The sequence below is a fragment of the Streptomyces sp. NPDC006487 genome (genome assembly GCF_042870555.1).
Taxonomy (GTDB): Bacteria; Actinomycetota; Actinomycetes; order Streptomycetales; family Streptomycetaceae; genus Streptomyces.
Genome location: NZ_JBIAHN010000006.1, coordinates 379,585 through 395,018, shown reverse-complemented (window position 1 = coordinate 395,018; position 15,434 = coordinate 379,585). Strand labels below are relative to the sequence as shown.

Annotated in this window: 10 protein-coding genes; 5 read left to right on the top strand and 5 right to left on the bottom strand. The window is 69.6% G+C overall.

Annotated features, from left to right (window positions below; all coding sequences use genetic code 11):
• Positions 1–24 precede the first annotated feature (24 nt).
• Entirely contained in the window at positions 25–996 is a 972-nt protein-coding gene (locus ACFYM0_RS13010; protein ID WP_388500149.1) for a glycoside hydrolase family 6 protein, read from the bottom strand.
• Between the two features lie 308 nt (positions 997–1,304).
• Between ACFYM0_RS13010 and ACFYM0_RS13005 the strand changes: the two genes are divergently transcribed.
• Complete coding sequence (locus ACFYM0_RS13005) at positions 1,305–2,336, top strand: LacI family DNA-binding transcriptional regulator (protein WP_388500146.1); 1,032 nt, start codon at positions 1,305–1,307, stop codon at positions 2,334–2,336.
• Positions 2,337–2,459: 123 nt separating this feature from the next.
• On the opposite strand, the gene ACFYM0_RS13000 is transcribed toward ACFYM0_RS13005, so the two are convergent.
• From ACFYM0_RS13000 to ACFYM0_RS12985, 4 genes are all read right to left on the bottom strand, one after another.
• Positions 2,460–5,186 carry a beta-L-arabinofuranosidase domain-containing protein gene (locus tag ACFYM0_RS13000; protein ID WP_388500144.1) on the bottom strand — a complete coding sequence of 909 codons (2,727 nt, stop codon included), beginning with the start codon at positions 5,184–5,186 and terminating at the stop codon, positions 2,460–2,462.
• A gap of 323 nt (positions 5,187–5,509) precedes the next feature.
• Complete coding sequence (locus tag ACFYM0_RS12995) at positions 5,510–7,033, bottom strand: glycoside hydrolase family 43 protein (RefSeq protein ID WP_388500141.1); 1,524 nt, start codon at positions 7,031–7,033, stop codon at positions 5,510–5,512.
• Positions 7,030–9,249, bottom strand: a complete 2,220-nt coding sequence (locus ACFYM0_RS12990; protein WP_388500140.1) for a glycoside hydrolase family 3 N-terminal domain-containing protein — start codon at positions 9,247–9,249, stop codon at positions 7,030–7,032. The genes ACFYM0_RS12995 and ACFYM0_RS12990 overlap by 4 nt, the downstream gene beginning before the upstream one ends.
• Positions 9,250–9,258: 9 nt before the next feature.
• Positions 9,259–10,272 carry a LacI family DNA-binding transcriptional regulator gene (locus ACFYM0_RS12985; protein ID WP_363178598.1) on the bottom strand — a complete coding sequence of 338 codons (1,014 nt, stop codon included), beginning with the start codon at positions 10,270–10,272 and terminating at the stop codon, positions 9,259–9,261.
• Positions 10,273–10,500: 228 nt separating this feature from the next.
• Here ACFYM0_RS12985 and ACFYM0_RS12980 point away from each other — a divergent pair, with 228 nt between their 5' ends.
• The 4 genes from ACFYM0_RS12980 to ACFYM0_RS12965 all read left to right on the top strand — a co-directional run bounded on the left by ACFYM0_RS12980 (position 10,501) and on the right by ACFYM0_RS12965 (position 15,359).
• A complete protein-coding gene (locus ACFYM0_RS12980; RefSeq protein WP_388500137.1) occupies positions 10,501–11,793 on the top strand; it encodes an extracellular solute-binding protein in 1,293 nt (430 codons plus the stop codon).
• Positions 11,794–11,797: 4 nt separating this feature from the next.
• Positions 11,798–12,778: a carbohydrate ABC transporter permease gene (locus tag ACFYM0_RS12975; protein ID WP_388500135.1), complete on the top strand. Its 981-nt coding sequence runs from the start codon at positions 11,798–11,800 to the stop codon at positions 12,776–12,778.
• Complete coding sequence (locus ACFYM0_RS12970; RefSeq protein ID WP_388500134.1) at positions 12,775–13,605, top strand: carbohydrate ABC transporter permease; 831 nt, start codon at positions 12,775–12,777, stop codon at positions 13,603–13,605. Before ACFYM0_RS12975 ends, ACFYM0_RS12970 begins: the two co-directional genes overlap by 4 nt.
• 272 nt (positions 13,606–13,877) lie before the next feature.
• Positions 13,878–15,359, top strand: coding sequence for a non-reducing end alpha-L-arabinofuranosidase family hydrolase (locus ACFYM0_RS12965; protein WP_388500131.1), 1,482 nt, complete (start codon positions 13,878–13,880; stop codon positions 15,357–15,359).
• Positions 15,360–15,434 lie beyond the last annotated feature (75 nt).

Below are 15,434 nucleotides of genomic sequence, written 5' to 3'. Positions count from 1 at the left end.
GTGAGGGAGGGGAGCGGGGGCGGGTCAGTAGCCGTAGACCATCTTGTAGGCGACTTCCGGCAGGAACTGCCCGGCCGAGGAGCCGGACCCGACACCGCAGTTGCCGTCGGACTCGCCGGGGACCTTGATCCACAGCAGCATCTCCGCACCGCCGCCGCGCTGGGTGGGAGTGCCGATCCGGCGGCCGGCGGGGTTGCACCACTCGCCGTTGGGGCCGTTGCCGTTGCGGCTGGTGTCGACGACGAACGGCTTGGTGTAGCCGTAAGAGCCGAGGGCGGAGTTGACGGCGTTGCCGTAGGAGGTGTTCTGGTTGGTGGTGAAGTAGTTGGAGACGTTCAGCACGAAGCCACGCGCCCCGCTGACTCCGGCGGCGGCGAGCTGCTGCGCCATGGTCGAGGCGCCGATCCAGCCGGGGTTCCCGGCGTCGAGGTAGACCCAGGTGTTGGGTGCCTTGGCGTTGAACTGGGCGATCGCGTTCTTCAGCATGGCGTTGCGCTCGGCGATCTGAGCAGCCGTCATGCAGCTCTCGTGGCCGAGCGCGTCGGGTTCGAGGACGACGACGGCCGGGCGGCTGCCGATGCCGCTGGCGAAGGCGGCGATCCAGGCGTCGTACGCGGCGCGGCTCCTGGCGCCGCCGCCGGACTGGCCGGCGCAGATGTCCCGGTTGGGGATGTTGTATGCGACCAGGACCGGCAACTTGTCGTAGGAGTCCGCGCGGCCGACGTAGGCGCCGGTGGCCGCGCCGATGTCTCCGCTCCAGTTGCCGAACCAGCGGGCCGCGGGGGTGTTGGCGATGGACGCCCGGATCGCCGCCGCCCGCCCGTCGCCGGGGTTCGCGTTGGTCCACCGCAGGGCGGAGTTGTCGGGGTCGGTGTAGAAGCCGCTGGTCATGGTGGTGGGGTCGGCGGCGTACGCCGGACCGGCGTTGAGCAGGGCGAGACCGGCGGTGAGGGCAGCGGCCAGTAGGGCGGACGCGGCTCGGGCGGACTTGCGCATGGTTCTTCCTCCGGTGGGGGTGGGGAAGTGGAAGCGCTTCCAGTTTGGGTGAGGGGTCGGATCGCGCTGATGGGATGATTGGGGTCCTTACCGGGGTGTGTCAAGTGGTTGAACGCGGAATTACCGGCGTGGCCGGTATGGCGTCATTTGTTGGAAGCGCTACCAGATCGAGACCAAGGGCGGTACCCGAGAGCAGGTCCGAAGCCGGACGGCGCGTGGAATCATGGCCGCTGTTCGCGTCCGCTGTTCGCGTCCGCTGTTCGCGTCCGCTGTTCGACGTCCGAGTGAGCCCGAGGAGCAGTTCTTCGATGGAGCCGTCACCCAAGCGCATGCCCACCCTCGACGAGGTGGCCGCACGCGCCGGCGTGTCGCGCACCGCGGCCTCCCGGGTGATCAACAACGCCCCGCACGTCAGCCGCGCCAAGCGGGAGGCCGTCCAAAGGGCGGTACGCGAACTGGATTTCGTGCCCAATCCGTCCGCGCAGGCCCTGGCGAGCCGCAGGGTCGGAGCGGTGGTCCTGGCGGTCTCCAGTGACGAACCGGGGCTGTTCGCGGACCCGTTCTTCGCCGAGGTCATCGTCGGCGTCAGCGCGGCGCTGGAGCAGACCGAACTGGAACTGATCCTGCTGCTGGCCAACACCCCGCGCGGCCGGGAGAGGTTCGAGCGGTTGCTCCGCTCCCGCCGGGCCGACGGCGTCATGCTGATGGCGCTGCGGGGCGACGATCCGCTGGGACGCCTGGGAGAGGAGGTCGATCTCCCCGTCGTCTTCGGCGGGCTCCCGCTCACCGGCGAACCCACGTGGTACGTGGACGCCGACAACCGGGGCGGTGCCCGACTGGCCGCCGAGCACTTCGCGCGCACGGGCCGCCGACGGCCCGTCATGATCACCGGCCAGGTGGACGCCAGGGCCGCAGTTGCGCGGGAGCAGGGGTTCACCGAGGGTCTGGTCTTGTCCGGCCTGCCGCTTCTCGGGGTCGAGCCCGGGCAGTTCACCGAGGACGGCGGCGCGGAAGCCATGGAGCGACTGCTCCGGGCGCACCCCGATCCCGACGCGGTGTTCGCGGCCTCCGACGCGATGGCCATCGGCGCTCTGCGCACCTTGAGGGAACGGGGACTCCGGGTGCCCGAGGACGTCGCGGTGATCGGCTTCAACGACCTGGCGAGCGCCCGGCACACCAGCCCGCCGCTGACCACGGTCCATCAGCCGGTACGGGCGCTGGGCCAGGAGATGGCCAGGATGCTCGTCAGTGCCATCGAAGGACACCGCCCCACCCCGCTGATCCTCCCGACCCGCCTGACCGTGCGCGAGTCCGCCCCCGATCTGCCCGCGTCCGCCTGACCGGTGGGCGCTCCCGGGAGGGTCGGCCCGATCTGATACGAGCGCCTCGCACTCGAATTCCCTTCGCGCGAGCGGCCCGTGGCGATCGGGGATCCGACTGCGGGGGCAGCGGGGCCAGCGGGGTCAGATGAATCGCCACAGGTGGTCGTTGGTGCCGTTGTCGTCCCAGAGGACGGCCTGTGCTCCCTGGGCGGTGGAGGCGCCCGAGATGCCGAGGACACGGCTGCTGTTGGCGCACTGGATCTTGAAGGTGTCGCCGCCGCCGTGGCGCAGGCGCCACCGGCGATCGGCGGTGCCGTTGGCCGCCCACTGGACGATCCGGGCGCCGTTGGCGGTGCCGCCGTTCTCCACGCCGAGGACCTTGCCGCTGTGGGAGTTGCGTAGGCGCAGGTATCCGCCGGTGTCGACGACTGCCGTCCAGAGGTGGTCGGCGGTGCCGTTGTCGTCCCACTGGACGGCGAGGCCGCCGTCGGCGGTGGACATGTCCCGCACGCCGAGTACCCGCCCGCTGGCGACGTTCTGGATGCGCTTGGCGCCGTCGGGGACGAACTGCCACTGGCCGGCGGAGGCTCCGGTGTCGGGCACCTGTACGGCCGCGGCGCCGTTGGCGGTGGAGCCGCCTTCGATGCCCAGCAGCTTGCCGGTGTGGACGTTTTGAAGCTTGTGGTAGCCGTTGCCGGCGTCGACGACGGTCCAACGGTGGTCGGCGGTGCCGGTGTCGGTCCACTGGAGGACCGGGGCGTTGTCGGCGGTGGACATGTCCTTCACGCCGAGGACCTTGCCGCTGTTGAGGTTGCGCAGCCGCAGTGCGGTGCCGTCGGCGAGGAGGGTCCAGACGTGGTCGGCGGTGCCGGAGTCGGTCCACTGCAGGGCGAGGCCCCCGTCGGCGGTCGACATGTTCCGGATGCCGAGGACGAGTCCGCTGGCCGCGTTGACGAGACGGAAGCTGGGACTGTCGGTCCGCCAGTAGACGCTGTAGTTGAAGCCCTGGGCGTCGTGGAAGGGGGCGAGGTCGACCTTCGTCCCGTTGGCGGTGGCCGTGAAGGCGAGGGCGGTGCCGCTGGTTCGGGTGATCGAAGAGGGGTCCAGGGCCGGGAGGGAGGACAGCGTGGTGCTGCCGTGGTTGCCGGCGAGGACGGCGGGGCCGTACGTGATCGCCGCGACACCGGGGCTGTCGTTGGCGGCCTGGAGGGCCACGCGCATTGGGAGCTTCACGGTGACGGTGTCGCCCGAGGTCCAGGACCGGGTGAGCGTGGCGTAGCTGCCCGGACTGGCCGTGACGGCCTGGGCCACGCCGTTGACGCTGAGGGTGGCGCCCGAAGTCCATCCGGGGATGCGGACGCGCATCGACCAGTTCCCGCCGACGCCGCCGGTGACCTTCAGCGTCGTGGTGTCCTCGGCCGGGTAGGAGGTGGTCTGGGTGACGGTGATGCCTCGCTGGGTCCAGTCCAGGACGGAGGGGAGGAACAGGTTCACCGTGAGGGTGGTGCTGCCGTCGTGGAAGTAGATGGAGTCCATCAGCTTCGTGTTGGACTCGATGCCCGTTCCCTGGCAGCACCAGAACGTGTCGTAGTCGGTGCTCCATGTGCCGCCGCCCCACGCCGGGCCCTTGCCGCGGCGGCCGCCCGGGTTGAGGGGGGTGAAGTAGGTGACGTGCCCGTGCGGGTCGGCCGGGTTCTGGGCGCCGATGACGTGGTTGAGCAGTGCCTTCTCGTAGAAGTCGAAGTACGAGGCCCGGCCGGGGTCCAGCTGCCACAGTTCCCGGGTCAGCTTGAGCATGTTGTAGGAGTTGCAGAGCTCGCAGGTGTCGGCGACGAGGAATCCGGAGACGGCGTTCGCGGCCCGGAAGTGTTCCGCCTGGCTGTTGCCGCCGATGGCGTAGGTGTGGGAAGTGGTGCAGATCGTCCATGCGTTGGCGGCGATGTCTCGGTAGCGGGTCGTCCCGGTGGCCTTGTACTCGCGGACGGCTCCGATCCACTTGGGTACCTGCGTGTTGGCGTGCAGACCGTTCAGCTGGTCCAGGTTCGCGGCGAGGGGGTCGAAGACCGCCGCGTGGTCGAACCGCTGGGCGGTGGTCAACCAGCGTGCGTCACCGGTCTGTTGGTGGAGGTCGGCCAGCACCTCGTTCATGCCGCCGAACTCGACGCCCATCAACGACTGCATCCTGCTCTGGCTGAGCGCGCCGGTGCGCCGGTCGACCCAGTCGGCGAGCGCGAGGAGCACGTCGCGGGCCTGCGTGTTGCCGATGAGGCGCCACGCGTCGAGCAGGCCGGCCATGGTCTTGTGGACGCAGTAGTACGGGACGTTCCCGTTTTTCAGCGTGCCCGCTTCGAGGCTGGTGAAGTCGGCCTCGGGGAAGCCCGACAGGTAGCCGGCGGAGAAGCCCGCGGTGGAGTTGTTGGCCTGGCACTTGGCGAGTTCGGCCACCATGCGGTCGGCCTTGTCGCGGCAGGTGGTGTCCCCGACCGCGGCGTAGGCCTGGGCCCATGCCGTGAGGAAGTGGCCCTGCACGTGGGTGCGGAAGGGGAACGCCGGATCGTCCCATCCTCCGGTCGGGGCCGCGGCGTTGGTGGAGAGCCGGTGGTTGGAGCGGAAGTTGTACAGCAGGCGGTCGACGTCGATGAAGCGGAGATAGGCCAGGGTGCGGTTCTGATTGTCGAGCCAGCGGCTGCTGGTGAGCCGGACCTGACCCAGGTCGAACGGGAACGTCGACACTCCGAAGTCGGACCTGGCCGGGGGTGTCTGCGCCGCCGCGGAGACGGTGCCCAGTGCGGGGCCGACAGCAGCGGCCACGGCCGCGACGCCGGTCGCCTTGATCATGGCGCGGCGACTGAAGGGCGGAACCGGCATGGCGAACTCCATGGTCCGTGGGGGATGGGGGCGCCGCGCACATGGCCTGTCGGGCCTCGACCGGGGGCTGCGAGGACGGCGCGGCGGCTGCCTGCTGCGCACGAGTGTTAACGCTCACAATTGACGTGTCAATACTTTCGACGGGCGGCGGCGGCAGGGCCGTCCCGCGCACCGCGCGCAGCTGGTCCGGGCGATCGATCCGCTCCGGCGGCGTACATCGCGGCCACGTCCACCGAGGTCAACGGGGTTCGTCCGGGCGGACGCGAGGCGCGAACGGGCAGGTGGCGGAGGCTGACCACCACCTGCCCGCGGCGCCGGCGATGTCAGCGCCCGCCCGGCGGTTCCGGTGGGGCCGGGTACGTGATGTCGAAGGACGTGAAATGGGCTTGGCTGGTGGAGGGACGGCCGTTGGATGTGGCGTAGAGGCCGAGCTGGATGCTGGTGAACAGCGGGGTCAGGAAGGTGGCTTCGACGGTGGTCAGGTCCTGCCAGGCCCCATCGGGCGCCGAGTGGGTGAAGGTGTGGCTGAGCCCGCGGATGCGGACCCCCAGGCGAACGGGGCCCGGGGGGATCCGAACGCCGGCCAGGACCTCGGCCCCGCGGCGGAGGCTGAGTCCTTCCGCGGTGCGGAGGAAGAGGAGATGGGCGTCGTCGTCCAGGACCACGGCGAGGCCCGCCTGCTCCTCCGGTGCGGCGGGGGCGAAGCGCAGCTCGGTGGAGACGTCGCAGTCGGGCTGCTCCTGTGGGCGGGCCAGCAGGGAAGGGGTGGTGCGCTCGCCCAGGCGTTCGGGGCGGAGCTGGAGGCGGAGCCCGTCACCGGTGGTCCAGAACCGTTCCGGCGGCGTGCGCAGGCTGCTCCAGTCCGCGCCGAGCGTGGCGAAGCCGTCGTGGACGGGGCGGCGGAGGTCCGTGTGGGCGACGGGGGAGAAGACCGGCCAGCCCGCGTCCCAGGTGATCCGGCTGAGGAAGGTCTCGCGGCCGAGGGCGGAGCCGGGGCGGACGCCCAGGAGGACGGCCCGCCAGTCGCCGTTCGGGGTTTGGACGAGGTCGGCGTGCCCGGTGCAGGTGACCGGACCCTTGGCGGGCGGTAGCACCGGATTGCCGGGGGCGCCCTCGTAGGGGCCGGTCACGCGGGTGGAGCGGGCGGCCACCACGCTGTGGTCCACATCGGTGCCGCCCTCGGCGGTGACCAATAGGTAGGTGCCGCCGGTCTTGTAGAGGTGCGGGGCCTCCGACCATCGGGCGCCGGGGTGGCTCCCCGACCACAGGACGTACTCGGGTCCCGTCAGCCGTCGTTCCCGGGGGAGGTATGCGCGCATCCAGATCTCGGTGCGGCCCGCGGCCTCGTCCACGACTCGTGCGGCCGTGAACCAGGCCCGGTCGCCGTCTCCCTCCCCCTCCCCGTCCCCCTCCCCGTCCCCCTGCCCTTCGCCCTCGTCCGGTCCGTCGTCGAAGAACAGCGAAGGGTCGAAGCCCTCGCCCTCCAACCATTGGGGTTCCGACCACGGACCCGCCGGGTCGGTCGCGGTGACGACGAAATGACCCGGGCCGTCCATCAGCGTGCAGACGAGGTGGAAGACTCCGTCATGGTGCCGGATCGTCGGCGCGAACAGACCCCGGGAGGGCTCGCACCCGTCGAGGTCGAGCTGGGAGGCCCGGTCGAGCGCGGAGCCGATGCGCCGCCAGTTCACGAGGTCGCGGCTGTGGAAAACAGGAAGGCCCGGGAACCATTCGAAGCTGGACGTCACCAGGTAGTAGTCCGCTCCCACCCGGCAGACGGACGGGTCGGGCCGGAACCCGGGCAGCACGGGATCACCGAAGACGGGATCATCGAACAACATGGTCATGGCGCCGGGACGATCTCGACCGGAACGGACAGCACCCGGTCGGCCGCGGGGTGGCGTACGGGGCCCTCCAGAGTGAAGGAGCCGTGGAGCGGAAGATCGCCGCTGGACCGTCCGACGGCCACGCCGATCTCCCCGGGCTCCACTCTTCTGCGCAGGTCCAGCCCGGTGAAAGAGGTCCGGTCGGCATGGACCGAGAAGGTGACCCGGGCGGCTGCGCCCGGCCGCAGCTCGACCCTGGCGAATCCGGCGAGCCACCGCTGCGGCCGGACGACGGAGGCCACTGGGTCGGAGAGGTACAGCTGGACCACTTCGGTCCCGGCCACCTCGCCGACGTTGCGTACGGTGACCGAAACGGCGACGGTCCCGTCCGTCTCGGCGACGGGATCCACGGAGAGCTCCGAGCAGGTGAAGCTGGTCCAGCTCAGCCCGTGGCCGAACGGGAACAGCGGGGTCGGGTCCACCGAGCTCCAGTCGGTGTGCCCGCCTAGCCGGGCGTGCAGGTAAGTGCCGGGCTGGCCGCCGGCCTGGCGGGGGATGGAGACGGGCAGCCGCCCGGACGGTTCCGCGGCCCCGCTGATGATCCGGGCCAGCGCCGTCCCGCCCTCCTCGCCGGGGAAGAAGGCCTGCACCACGGCCGATGCGCGCTCGGCCAGCGTGCCGAGCGCGTAGGGCCGTCCGGAGACGAGGACCAGGACGGTCGGCACCCCGGAGTCCAGAACGGTGGAGGCGAGTGCGGCCTGGTCGCCGGGCAGGTCGAGGGTCTCGGCGTCGCAGCCCTCTCCGGAGGTGCCCCGGCCGAACATGCCGGCCCGGTCCCCGAGCACCGTGACGTTCACGTCCGGATCGTCCGCGGTGACCGTGAACCCGGCAGCGGTGAGCGCCTCGCCGAGCGTCGGGATGTGCAGTCCGAGGTCGCCGGGCAGCGCGACGTGGTTGGGGAAGGAGTAGCAGCCGAGGAAGGACTGGGGGTCGTCGGCGTACGGCCCGCTGATCGCCACGCGGCACGGCCGCAGCGGCAGGATGCCGTCGTTGGCGAGCAGGACGGTGGACCGTTCGGCCAGGAGCCTGGCCAGTGCCCGGTTTTCCGGCGGGTCGAGGTCGACCGGCTCGGGCTTGACGGGTTCCCAGTCGGGGTCGAGCAGGCCGAGCTCGGCCTTCTGGAGCAGGACCCGTTCCGCGGCCCGGTCGATGAGCTCCTCGGGAATGCTTCCCGCCCGTACGAATTCGGTCAGCGGCTCGCCGTAGCACCGGGCGGTGGGCAGCTCGACGTCGATTCCGGCGGTCAGCGCCAGCGCGCCGGCCGCGCCCCGCGATCCGGCGACACCGTGCCGGGACTCCAGGAAGGAGACGGCGTAGTAGTCGGCGACGACCACACCGCTGAACCCCAGCTCGCCCCTGAGCAGTTCGGTCAGCAGCCGTTCGTCGGCGGCCACCGGAACGCCGTCCACGTCGGTGTAGCTGTTCATCACCGACCGGGCGCCCCCCTCGCGCAGTGCCCGTACGAAGGGCTCGACCAGTACGTCGGCGAACTCGCGCGGCCCCGAGGAGACGGGGGCCATGTTCCGACCGCCGCGCGAGGCCGAGTACCCGGCGAAGTGTTTGAGCGTCGCCACGATCCCGGCGCCCTCCAAGCCCTGCACGTAGGCGGTGCCGATCGCTCCGACGAGATAGGGATCTTCGCCGATGCACTCCTCGGTCCTGCCCCACCGGTAGTCGCGGACCACGTCGAGCACCGGAGCCAGCCCTTGGTGGACGCCGACCTGCCGCATCCCCGCCCCGATGGCAGCGGCCATCCGGCGCACGAGCCCGGGATCGAAGGAGGCTCCCCAGGCCAGCGGCCCGGGGAAGACCGTCGCCCCGAACGTCATGAACCCGGTCAGGCACTCCTCGTGAGCGACCGCCGGTATCCCGAACCGGCCGGATCCGGTCACCTGCCGCTGGAGCGAGGCGAGCCGCTCCATCCCGGCCTCCGAGGTGATGGACGCGGTGCCGTACACCCGGGTGAGCTGGCCGAGGCCGTGGGCGGCGATGTCGTCGAGGCCGGGCGCGGATTCGCCGGAATCATCCTCCATCGGAGCGACGGGTGCGCCCGGATCCGAGGGCAGCGCCCAGAAGCCGGCGAGCTGACCCGCCTTCTCCTCCAGCGTCATCCGTTGCAGCAGATCGGCGACTCGTATGGACACGGGCAGGAGGGGGTCACGCCAGGGCTCGGTCAAGGAGTTCTCCTAGGAACGGGGCGGGGCGGTGGAGAGCCGGACCTTGAGCTCGGTCGAGAGCTCCATCCGGGGGCTGACCAGGGGCTGGCCGTCCAGAAGCTGGAAGAGTGTTCGGGCGGCGAGCCGGCCCATCTCCTCCAGCGGCTGACGCACCGTCGTCAGTGGCGGGGACAGCCATTCGCACATCGGCAGGTCGTCGAAGCCGACCACGCTGAGGTCCTGCGGGATGCTCAGTCCGCCCTGCCGGGCGGCTTCGTAGACGCCCATCGCCTGCTGGTCGCTGCCGGCGAAGACGGCGGTCGGCGGCTCGGGGAGGGCGAGCAGTTCCCGGGCGCGCTGGAACCCGCCCTCGTGCTGGAAGTCGCCGAACCGGATCAGGTCGCGGTCGACCTCGATCCCGGCCCGCTCCAGCGCGGCGCGGTACCCGTCGATGCGGGCCTGGCTGCAGAGCATCTCCTTGCGCCCGCCGATCGCGGCGATCCGGCGGTGCCCCAGCTCCAGCAGGTGCTCGGTGGCGGCGAGGCCGCCCGCCCAGTTGGTCGCGCCGATGCTCGGGACACCGTTGCCCGGCAGGTCGATCGGGTCGATGACGACGAGTGCCACCCCGGCCTGTTCGACCTGGGCGCGCTGGGCCTGGGTGACCGAGGCGGTGACGAGGATGACGCCGTCGCTGTGGTGCAGGACCGGCAGTGCGGCCCAGCTCGAAGGCGTGGCCTCGCCCGGCGGGACGAGCGATACGACGGTGCCGACGCTCCGCTGGGCGCACTCGGCTTCGACGCCGCGCAGTATCTCCACTGCCCACGCGCTGTCCAGACCGCCGATGATCAGGTCGACCAAGCCGGACCTGCGGGCCCTGGCCTGCGCGCCGGGGTGGAGGTAGTTGTGGGAGCGCAGCAGGCTCTCGATCCGTTCGCGTGTCGCGGGTGCGACGTCGGAGCGGCCGTTGACCACCTTGGACACGGTGGCCTGGGAGACCCCCGCCTCAGCGGCGATGACGGCCAGGGTCGGGCGCTGCTCGCTCAATTCTCTCCTCCGCACTGACGCTTTGTGTGAGCGATATGTATCGCAAACTTTCGAAGAGTTTCCGGTCGGCCCACCTGGTTGTCAAGCCATAAGTCGGCTGCGGCAAAGGGAAATTCGGTAAGAAGGCTTGACCGGTGGGCTTCGCGTTCCTAGTTTGTGGCAGCACCAATTCGAGAATATTACGAAACATTTTCGAAGCGAACTGGCAGTCACCACCCCGGAGGTCCCATGGCCAGCACACCCCCGAGTCGACGAAGCTTCCTCGCGCTCTCGGGCCTGACCGCTCTGTCCGTCTCGCTCACCGCGGCCTGCGGCGGCGGGGGCTCCGGCTCGGGGTCGGCGGCCGACGGCAAGGTGACCTTCGCGTGGTGGAACATCGCCACGACGGAACCGGGCAAGTCCCTGTTCCCGCAGATCTCCACGGCGTTCACGACCGCCCACCCGAACATCACCATCAAGACGACCTCGTTGGAGAACGAGGCCTTCAAGTCCAAGCTGACGGCCAACACTTCATCGGGCAAGCTCCCTGACGTCTTCCAGACCTGGGGCGGCGGCGTCCTGCGGCAGCAGATAGACGCGGGGCTGGTCGAGGACCTCACCGAGGCGCTCGGCTGGTCCTCCGAGCTCACCCCGGTCTCGCTGCAGGCCTACCAGTTCGAGGGCCGGACCTACGGGGTGCCCTACGACGTCGGCATGGTCGGCTTCTGGTACAACAAGAAGCTCTTCGCCCGGGCCGGGATCACCGCTCCGCCGGCCACCTGGGCCGAGTTCCTCGAAGACGTCAAGAAGCTCAAGGCGGCGGGCGTCACTCCGATCGCCCTCGCGGGCAAGGAGAAGTGGCCGGGCCACTACTACTGGGCCTACCTCGCGATGCGCGTCGCGGGCCTCCCCGCGCTGCAGCAGGCCGCGACCACCAAGGACTTCACCGGCGCCGGCTTCGTCCAGGCGGGCACCCACCTCAAGGAGCTGGTCGACCTCCAGCCGTTCCAGACGGGCTTCCTCGGCGCCGGCTACTCCACCCCCGGCGGTCAGGCCGCGACCGTGGGCAACGGCAAGGCCGCCATGGAGCTGATGGGGCAGTGGGCACCGTCGGTACAGAAGGACGCCGGCGGGGACCTCGGAGCGGACCTGGGCTTCTTCCCCTTTCCGACGGTCGACGGCGGTGTCGGCCAGGTCACCGAGGTGTTCGGTGGTGGCAGCGGCTTCGCGCTGCGCAAGGGCGCCCCGAAGGAGGCGCTGGACTTCCTGAAGTTCTTCGTGCTGGAGAACGAGTCCAAGCTGCTGGCCTCCAACGGCTACCTGCCGGTGGTCAAGGGCGCGGAGAGCCAGCTCACCGAGCCCAACAGAAGGGTGGTGGCCGACAGCCTGATCAAGGCGACGGGCTTCCAGCTCTTCCTCGACCAGGCCTACCCGCCTGCGGTGGGCCAGGAGGTCAACGACAGCGTTGCCGACCTCATCGCGGGCAAGAAGACGCCCGAGCAGGTCACCAAGTCGATCACCGAGGCTGCGAAGGGTGCCTAGCTCCGTGTCCACCCTGACCCAGGAGCGGACGAAGGAAGCCGTGCCGGCGCACCCGCACGCCCGGCCGGCACGCTCGCTCCTGCGCGGGTTGGGGAGCTGGGCGTCGGTCACCTGGTTCCTCGTCCCGGCCCTGGTCCTCTTCGTCGTCTTCGTCCTGGCACCGATCGTCGTCGCCGTCTACACCGGCTTCTTCAAGTGGGGCGGGGTCGGCCCCCTCGACGACTTCATCGGCTTCGAGAACTACGCCAGGCTCTTCCGCGACCAGGTCTTCCTCGGCGATCTGAGGCGCGGGCTGTACCTGATCGCCCTGTCGATCACGGTGCAGTTGCCGTTCGCGCTGTTCACCGCCGTCCTGCTCAACCAGAGGCTGCGCGGCCGGGCCGTCTACCGGATGCTGTTCTTCGCACCGTACATCCTGTCCGAGGTGGTCACGGCGGTCCTCTTCACCATGATCTTCCTTCCCGGTGCGGGCATGGCCGACCATCTCGCGGGCGCCCTCGGCCTGGAGGGGCTGCAGGGGAAGTGGCTCGCGGATCCCTCTACGGTCATGCCGACCCTGTTCGTGGTCATGACCTGGAAGTATTTCGGCTTCCACATGATGCTCTTCCTCGCCGGACTGCAGAGCGTCCCGAGCGAGGTCCTGGAGGCCGCCGCCATCGACGGCGCGGGCGCATGGCAGCGCTTCCGGCACGTGACGCTGCCGCTGCTCGGCCCGACGATCCGGATCAGCGCCTTCCTTTCGATCATCGGGGCCATCCAGCTCTTCGACCTGGTCTGGGTCATGACGGCGGGCGGCCCCAACCACTCCTCCGAGACGATGGCCATCTCGATGTTCCAGTTCGGGTTCAAGCGCTACCAGGTCGGCTATGCCAGTGCGATCAGCGTGGTGCTGTTCATGATCAGCCTGGTCTTCTCCCTCTTCTACCAGCGCTACGTGCTCCGCCGTGACCTGAGCGGGGCCGTCACCTCGGGAGGTGGCCGATGAACGCACGCAAGACGGTACGAGGCCTGTCGCTGCACGCCGTGGTCTGGCTGATCGGCGCCTTCGTCGTCGTGCCACTGGTCTACGCGGTGCTCTCCGGCTTCAAGAGCACCGGCGAGCTGACGACCAACCCGTTCGGGCTGCCCGAACAGTGGAAGGCCGGCAACTACACCGGCATTCTCGGCGACGGAATGTTCTGGCGGCAGATCGCCAACAGTGCGGGCATCGCGATCGGCACGACCTGCTGCACGGTGGCGGCCTCCGCGATGGCGGCGTTCGTGCTGGCCCGCTACGCCTTCCGGGGCAGGGAACTGTTCTACACGCTCTTCACGATCGGGCTCATGTTCCCGTTCGCCGTGGCCGTCCTGCCGCTGTTCCTGCTGCTGCGCAACTTCGACCTGCTCGACAACCCGCTCGGAGTGATCCTCCCGCAGGCGGCCTTCGGGCTCCCCATGACCATCATCATCCTGCGCGGCTTCTTCCGGACCATCCCGGCGGAGGTCGAGGAGGCGGCCATCATGGACGGCTGCGGCAAGTTCCGCTTCTTCTGGAAGATCCTGCTGCCGATGGCGCGTCCGGCACTCGGTACGGTTTCGGTGCTGGCGATCGTCGCGAGCTGGAACAACTTCTTCCTGCCGCTGCTGGTGTTCAACGACCCGAAATGGCAGACCATCCCGGTCGGAGTGCAGCAGTTCCAGGGCCAGTACTCGACCGACTACGCGCTCGTCCTCGCCTACATCGTGCTCGCCATGGTCCCCGCCCTCGCGTTCTACGCCGTCGCCGAGCGGCAGTTGATCGGCGGCCTCACGGCGGGCGCCACCAAGGGCTGACCTGCCCCGCGCGACCTCCACCCCCGAGGAGACCTTGTGAAACGTCTGATCGCACTGGCCGTGCCAATTTTGTTAGCGCTAACATCGCAGGCCGCGGCCGGAGACCTCTCTCATCTGGACCACGGCGAAGTGTCACGCCTGGAGTGCCCGGAGCACCCACGCTTCGGCATGTGCGGCCGCCTTCACACCTATCCCGTCCCAGACCCCCTGACGCGGCCGCTCGGCGGTTCGCCGGGGTCACCTCACCCCCGCCCCCCAAAGGAGCTCTTCTGATGTGGTTTCGCCATCCGCCACGGGTCCTGAGACTCGTACTCGCGGTCCTTTCGTCCTTGCTGCTCGGGGCTGCTCTCCTCGGTACCCAGCCCGCCGTCGCCGCCGCCGCGGCGACCGTCGACCCCAACGCCTCGTACGCGCTGGTCAACCGCAGCAGCGGAAAGGCCCTGGACGTCTACAACCTGGCGACCAACGACGGCGCGCGCATCACCCAGTGGAACAGGAACGACCAGAACCAGCAGCTGTGGCAGTTCGTCGACTCCGGAGACGGTTACTACCGCATCAAGTCCCGCCACTCCGGCAAGGTGCTGGACGTCTCCGGCCGGTCCACCGCCAACGGCGCCTCGATCGTCCAGTGGAGCGACGTGAACGGTACCAACCAGCAGTGGCGGCCGGCCGACAGCTCGGACGGCTACGTGAGGTTCATCGCGCGCCACAGCAACAAGGCCCTCGAAGTCCAGGGCGCCTCCACCGCCGACAACGCGAACATCGTCCAGTACGACGACTGGGGCGGCACCAACCAGCAGTGGCAGCTCATCAAGGTCGGTGCCGGCACCCCCGGCCCGTGCGGTCTTCCGTCGACATACCGCTGGACCTCAACGGGCGCGCTGGCGCAGCCCAAGGCCGGGTGGGCGTCACTCAAGGACTTCACCGTCGCCCCCTACAACGGCAAGCAGCTCGTCTATGCGACGACGCACGGCGCGGGACCGGGAACGGGCTGGGGTTCGATGAACTTCGGCCTGTTCACCAACTGGCCGGAGATGGCCTCGGCCAGCCAGAACACGATGTCGAACTCCGTTGTCGCGCCCACGCTCTTCTACTTCGCGCCGAAGAACATCTGGGTGCTCGCCTACCAGTGGGGAGGTGGGAGCGCCTTCTCCTACCGGACGTCCAGCGACCCCTCCAACCCCAACGGCTGGTCGTCACAGCAGGTGCTCTTCTCCGGAAGCATCACCGGCTCCGGAACAGGACCCATCGACCAGGCGCTCATCGGTGACGGCACGAACATGTACCTGTTCTTCGCCGGTGACAACGGCAAGATCTACCGGGCCAGCATGCCGATCGGGAACTTCCCGGGGAGTTTCGGATCGGCTTACACGACGGTCATGAGCGATACGACGAACAACCTGTTCGAAGCCCCGCAGGTCTACAAGCTTCAGGGCCAGGACCGCTACCTCATGATCGTCGAGGCGATCGGCTCGCAGGGGCGCTACTTCCGCTCGTTCACGGCCACCAGCCTGGACGGCTCATGGACGCCCCAGGCCGCGACCGAGAGCAACCCCTTCGCCGGCAAGGCCAACAGCGGCGCCACCTGGACCAACGACATCAGCCATGGCGAACTGATCCGCACCAGCGCCGATCAGACTTTCACCGTCGATCCCTGCAACCTGCAGTTCCTCTACCAGGGACGCGACCCCAACTCCGGTGGTGACTACGGCCAATGGCCCTACCGGCCGGCTCTGCTGACAGGGCAGCGCTGACCACGTGACACCGCTCCGGCTCCGATGAGGAGCCGAGCCTGAGCACCGGGTTCACGGGGTGGCCGGCCCACCCCG

Coding starts and splice junctions, on each gene's coding strand:
- ACFYM0_RS13010 (WP_388500149.1), bottom strand. CDS start 996: ATGCGCAAGTCCGCCCGAGCCGCGTCCGCCCTACTGGCCGCTGCCCTC.
- ACFYM0_RS13005 (WP_388500146.1), top strand. CDS start 1,305: ATGGAGCCGTCACCCAAGCGCATGCCCACCCTCGACGAGGTGGCCGCA.
- ACFYM0_RS13000 (WP_388500144.1), bottom strand. CDS start 5,186: ATGCCGGTTCCGCCCTTCAGTCGCCGCGCCATGATCAAGGCGACCGGC.
- ACFYM0_RS12995 (WP_388500141.1), bottom strand. CDS start 7,033: ATGACCATGTTGTTCGATGATCCCGTCTTCGGTGATCCCGTGCTGCCC.
- ACFYM0_RS12980 (WP_388500137.1), top strand. CDS start 10,501: ATGGCCAGCACACCCCCGAGTCGACGAAGCTTCCTCGCGCTCTCGGGC.
- ACFYM0_RS12970 (WP_388500134.1), top strand. CDS start 12,775: ATGAACGCACGCAAGACGGTACGAGGCCTGTCGCTGCACGCCGTGGTC.
- ACFYM0_RS12965 (WP_388500131.1), top strand. CDS start 13,878: ATGTGGTTTCGCCATCCGCCACGGGTCCTGAGACTCGTACTCGCGGTC.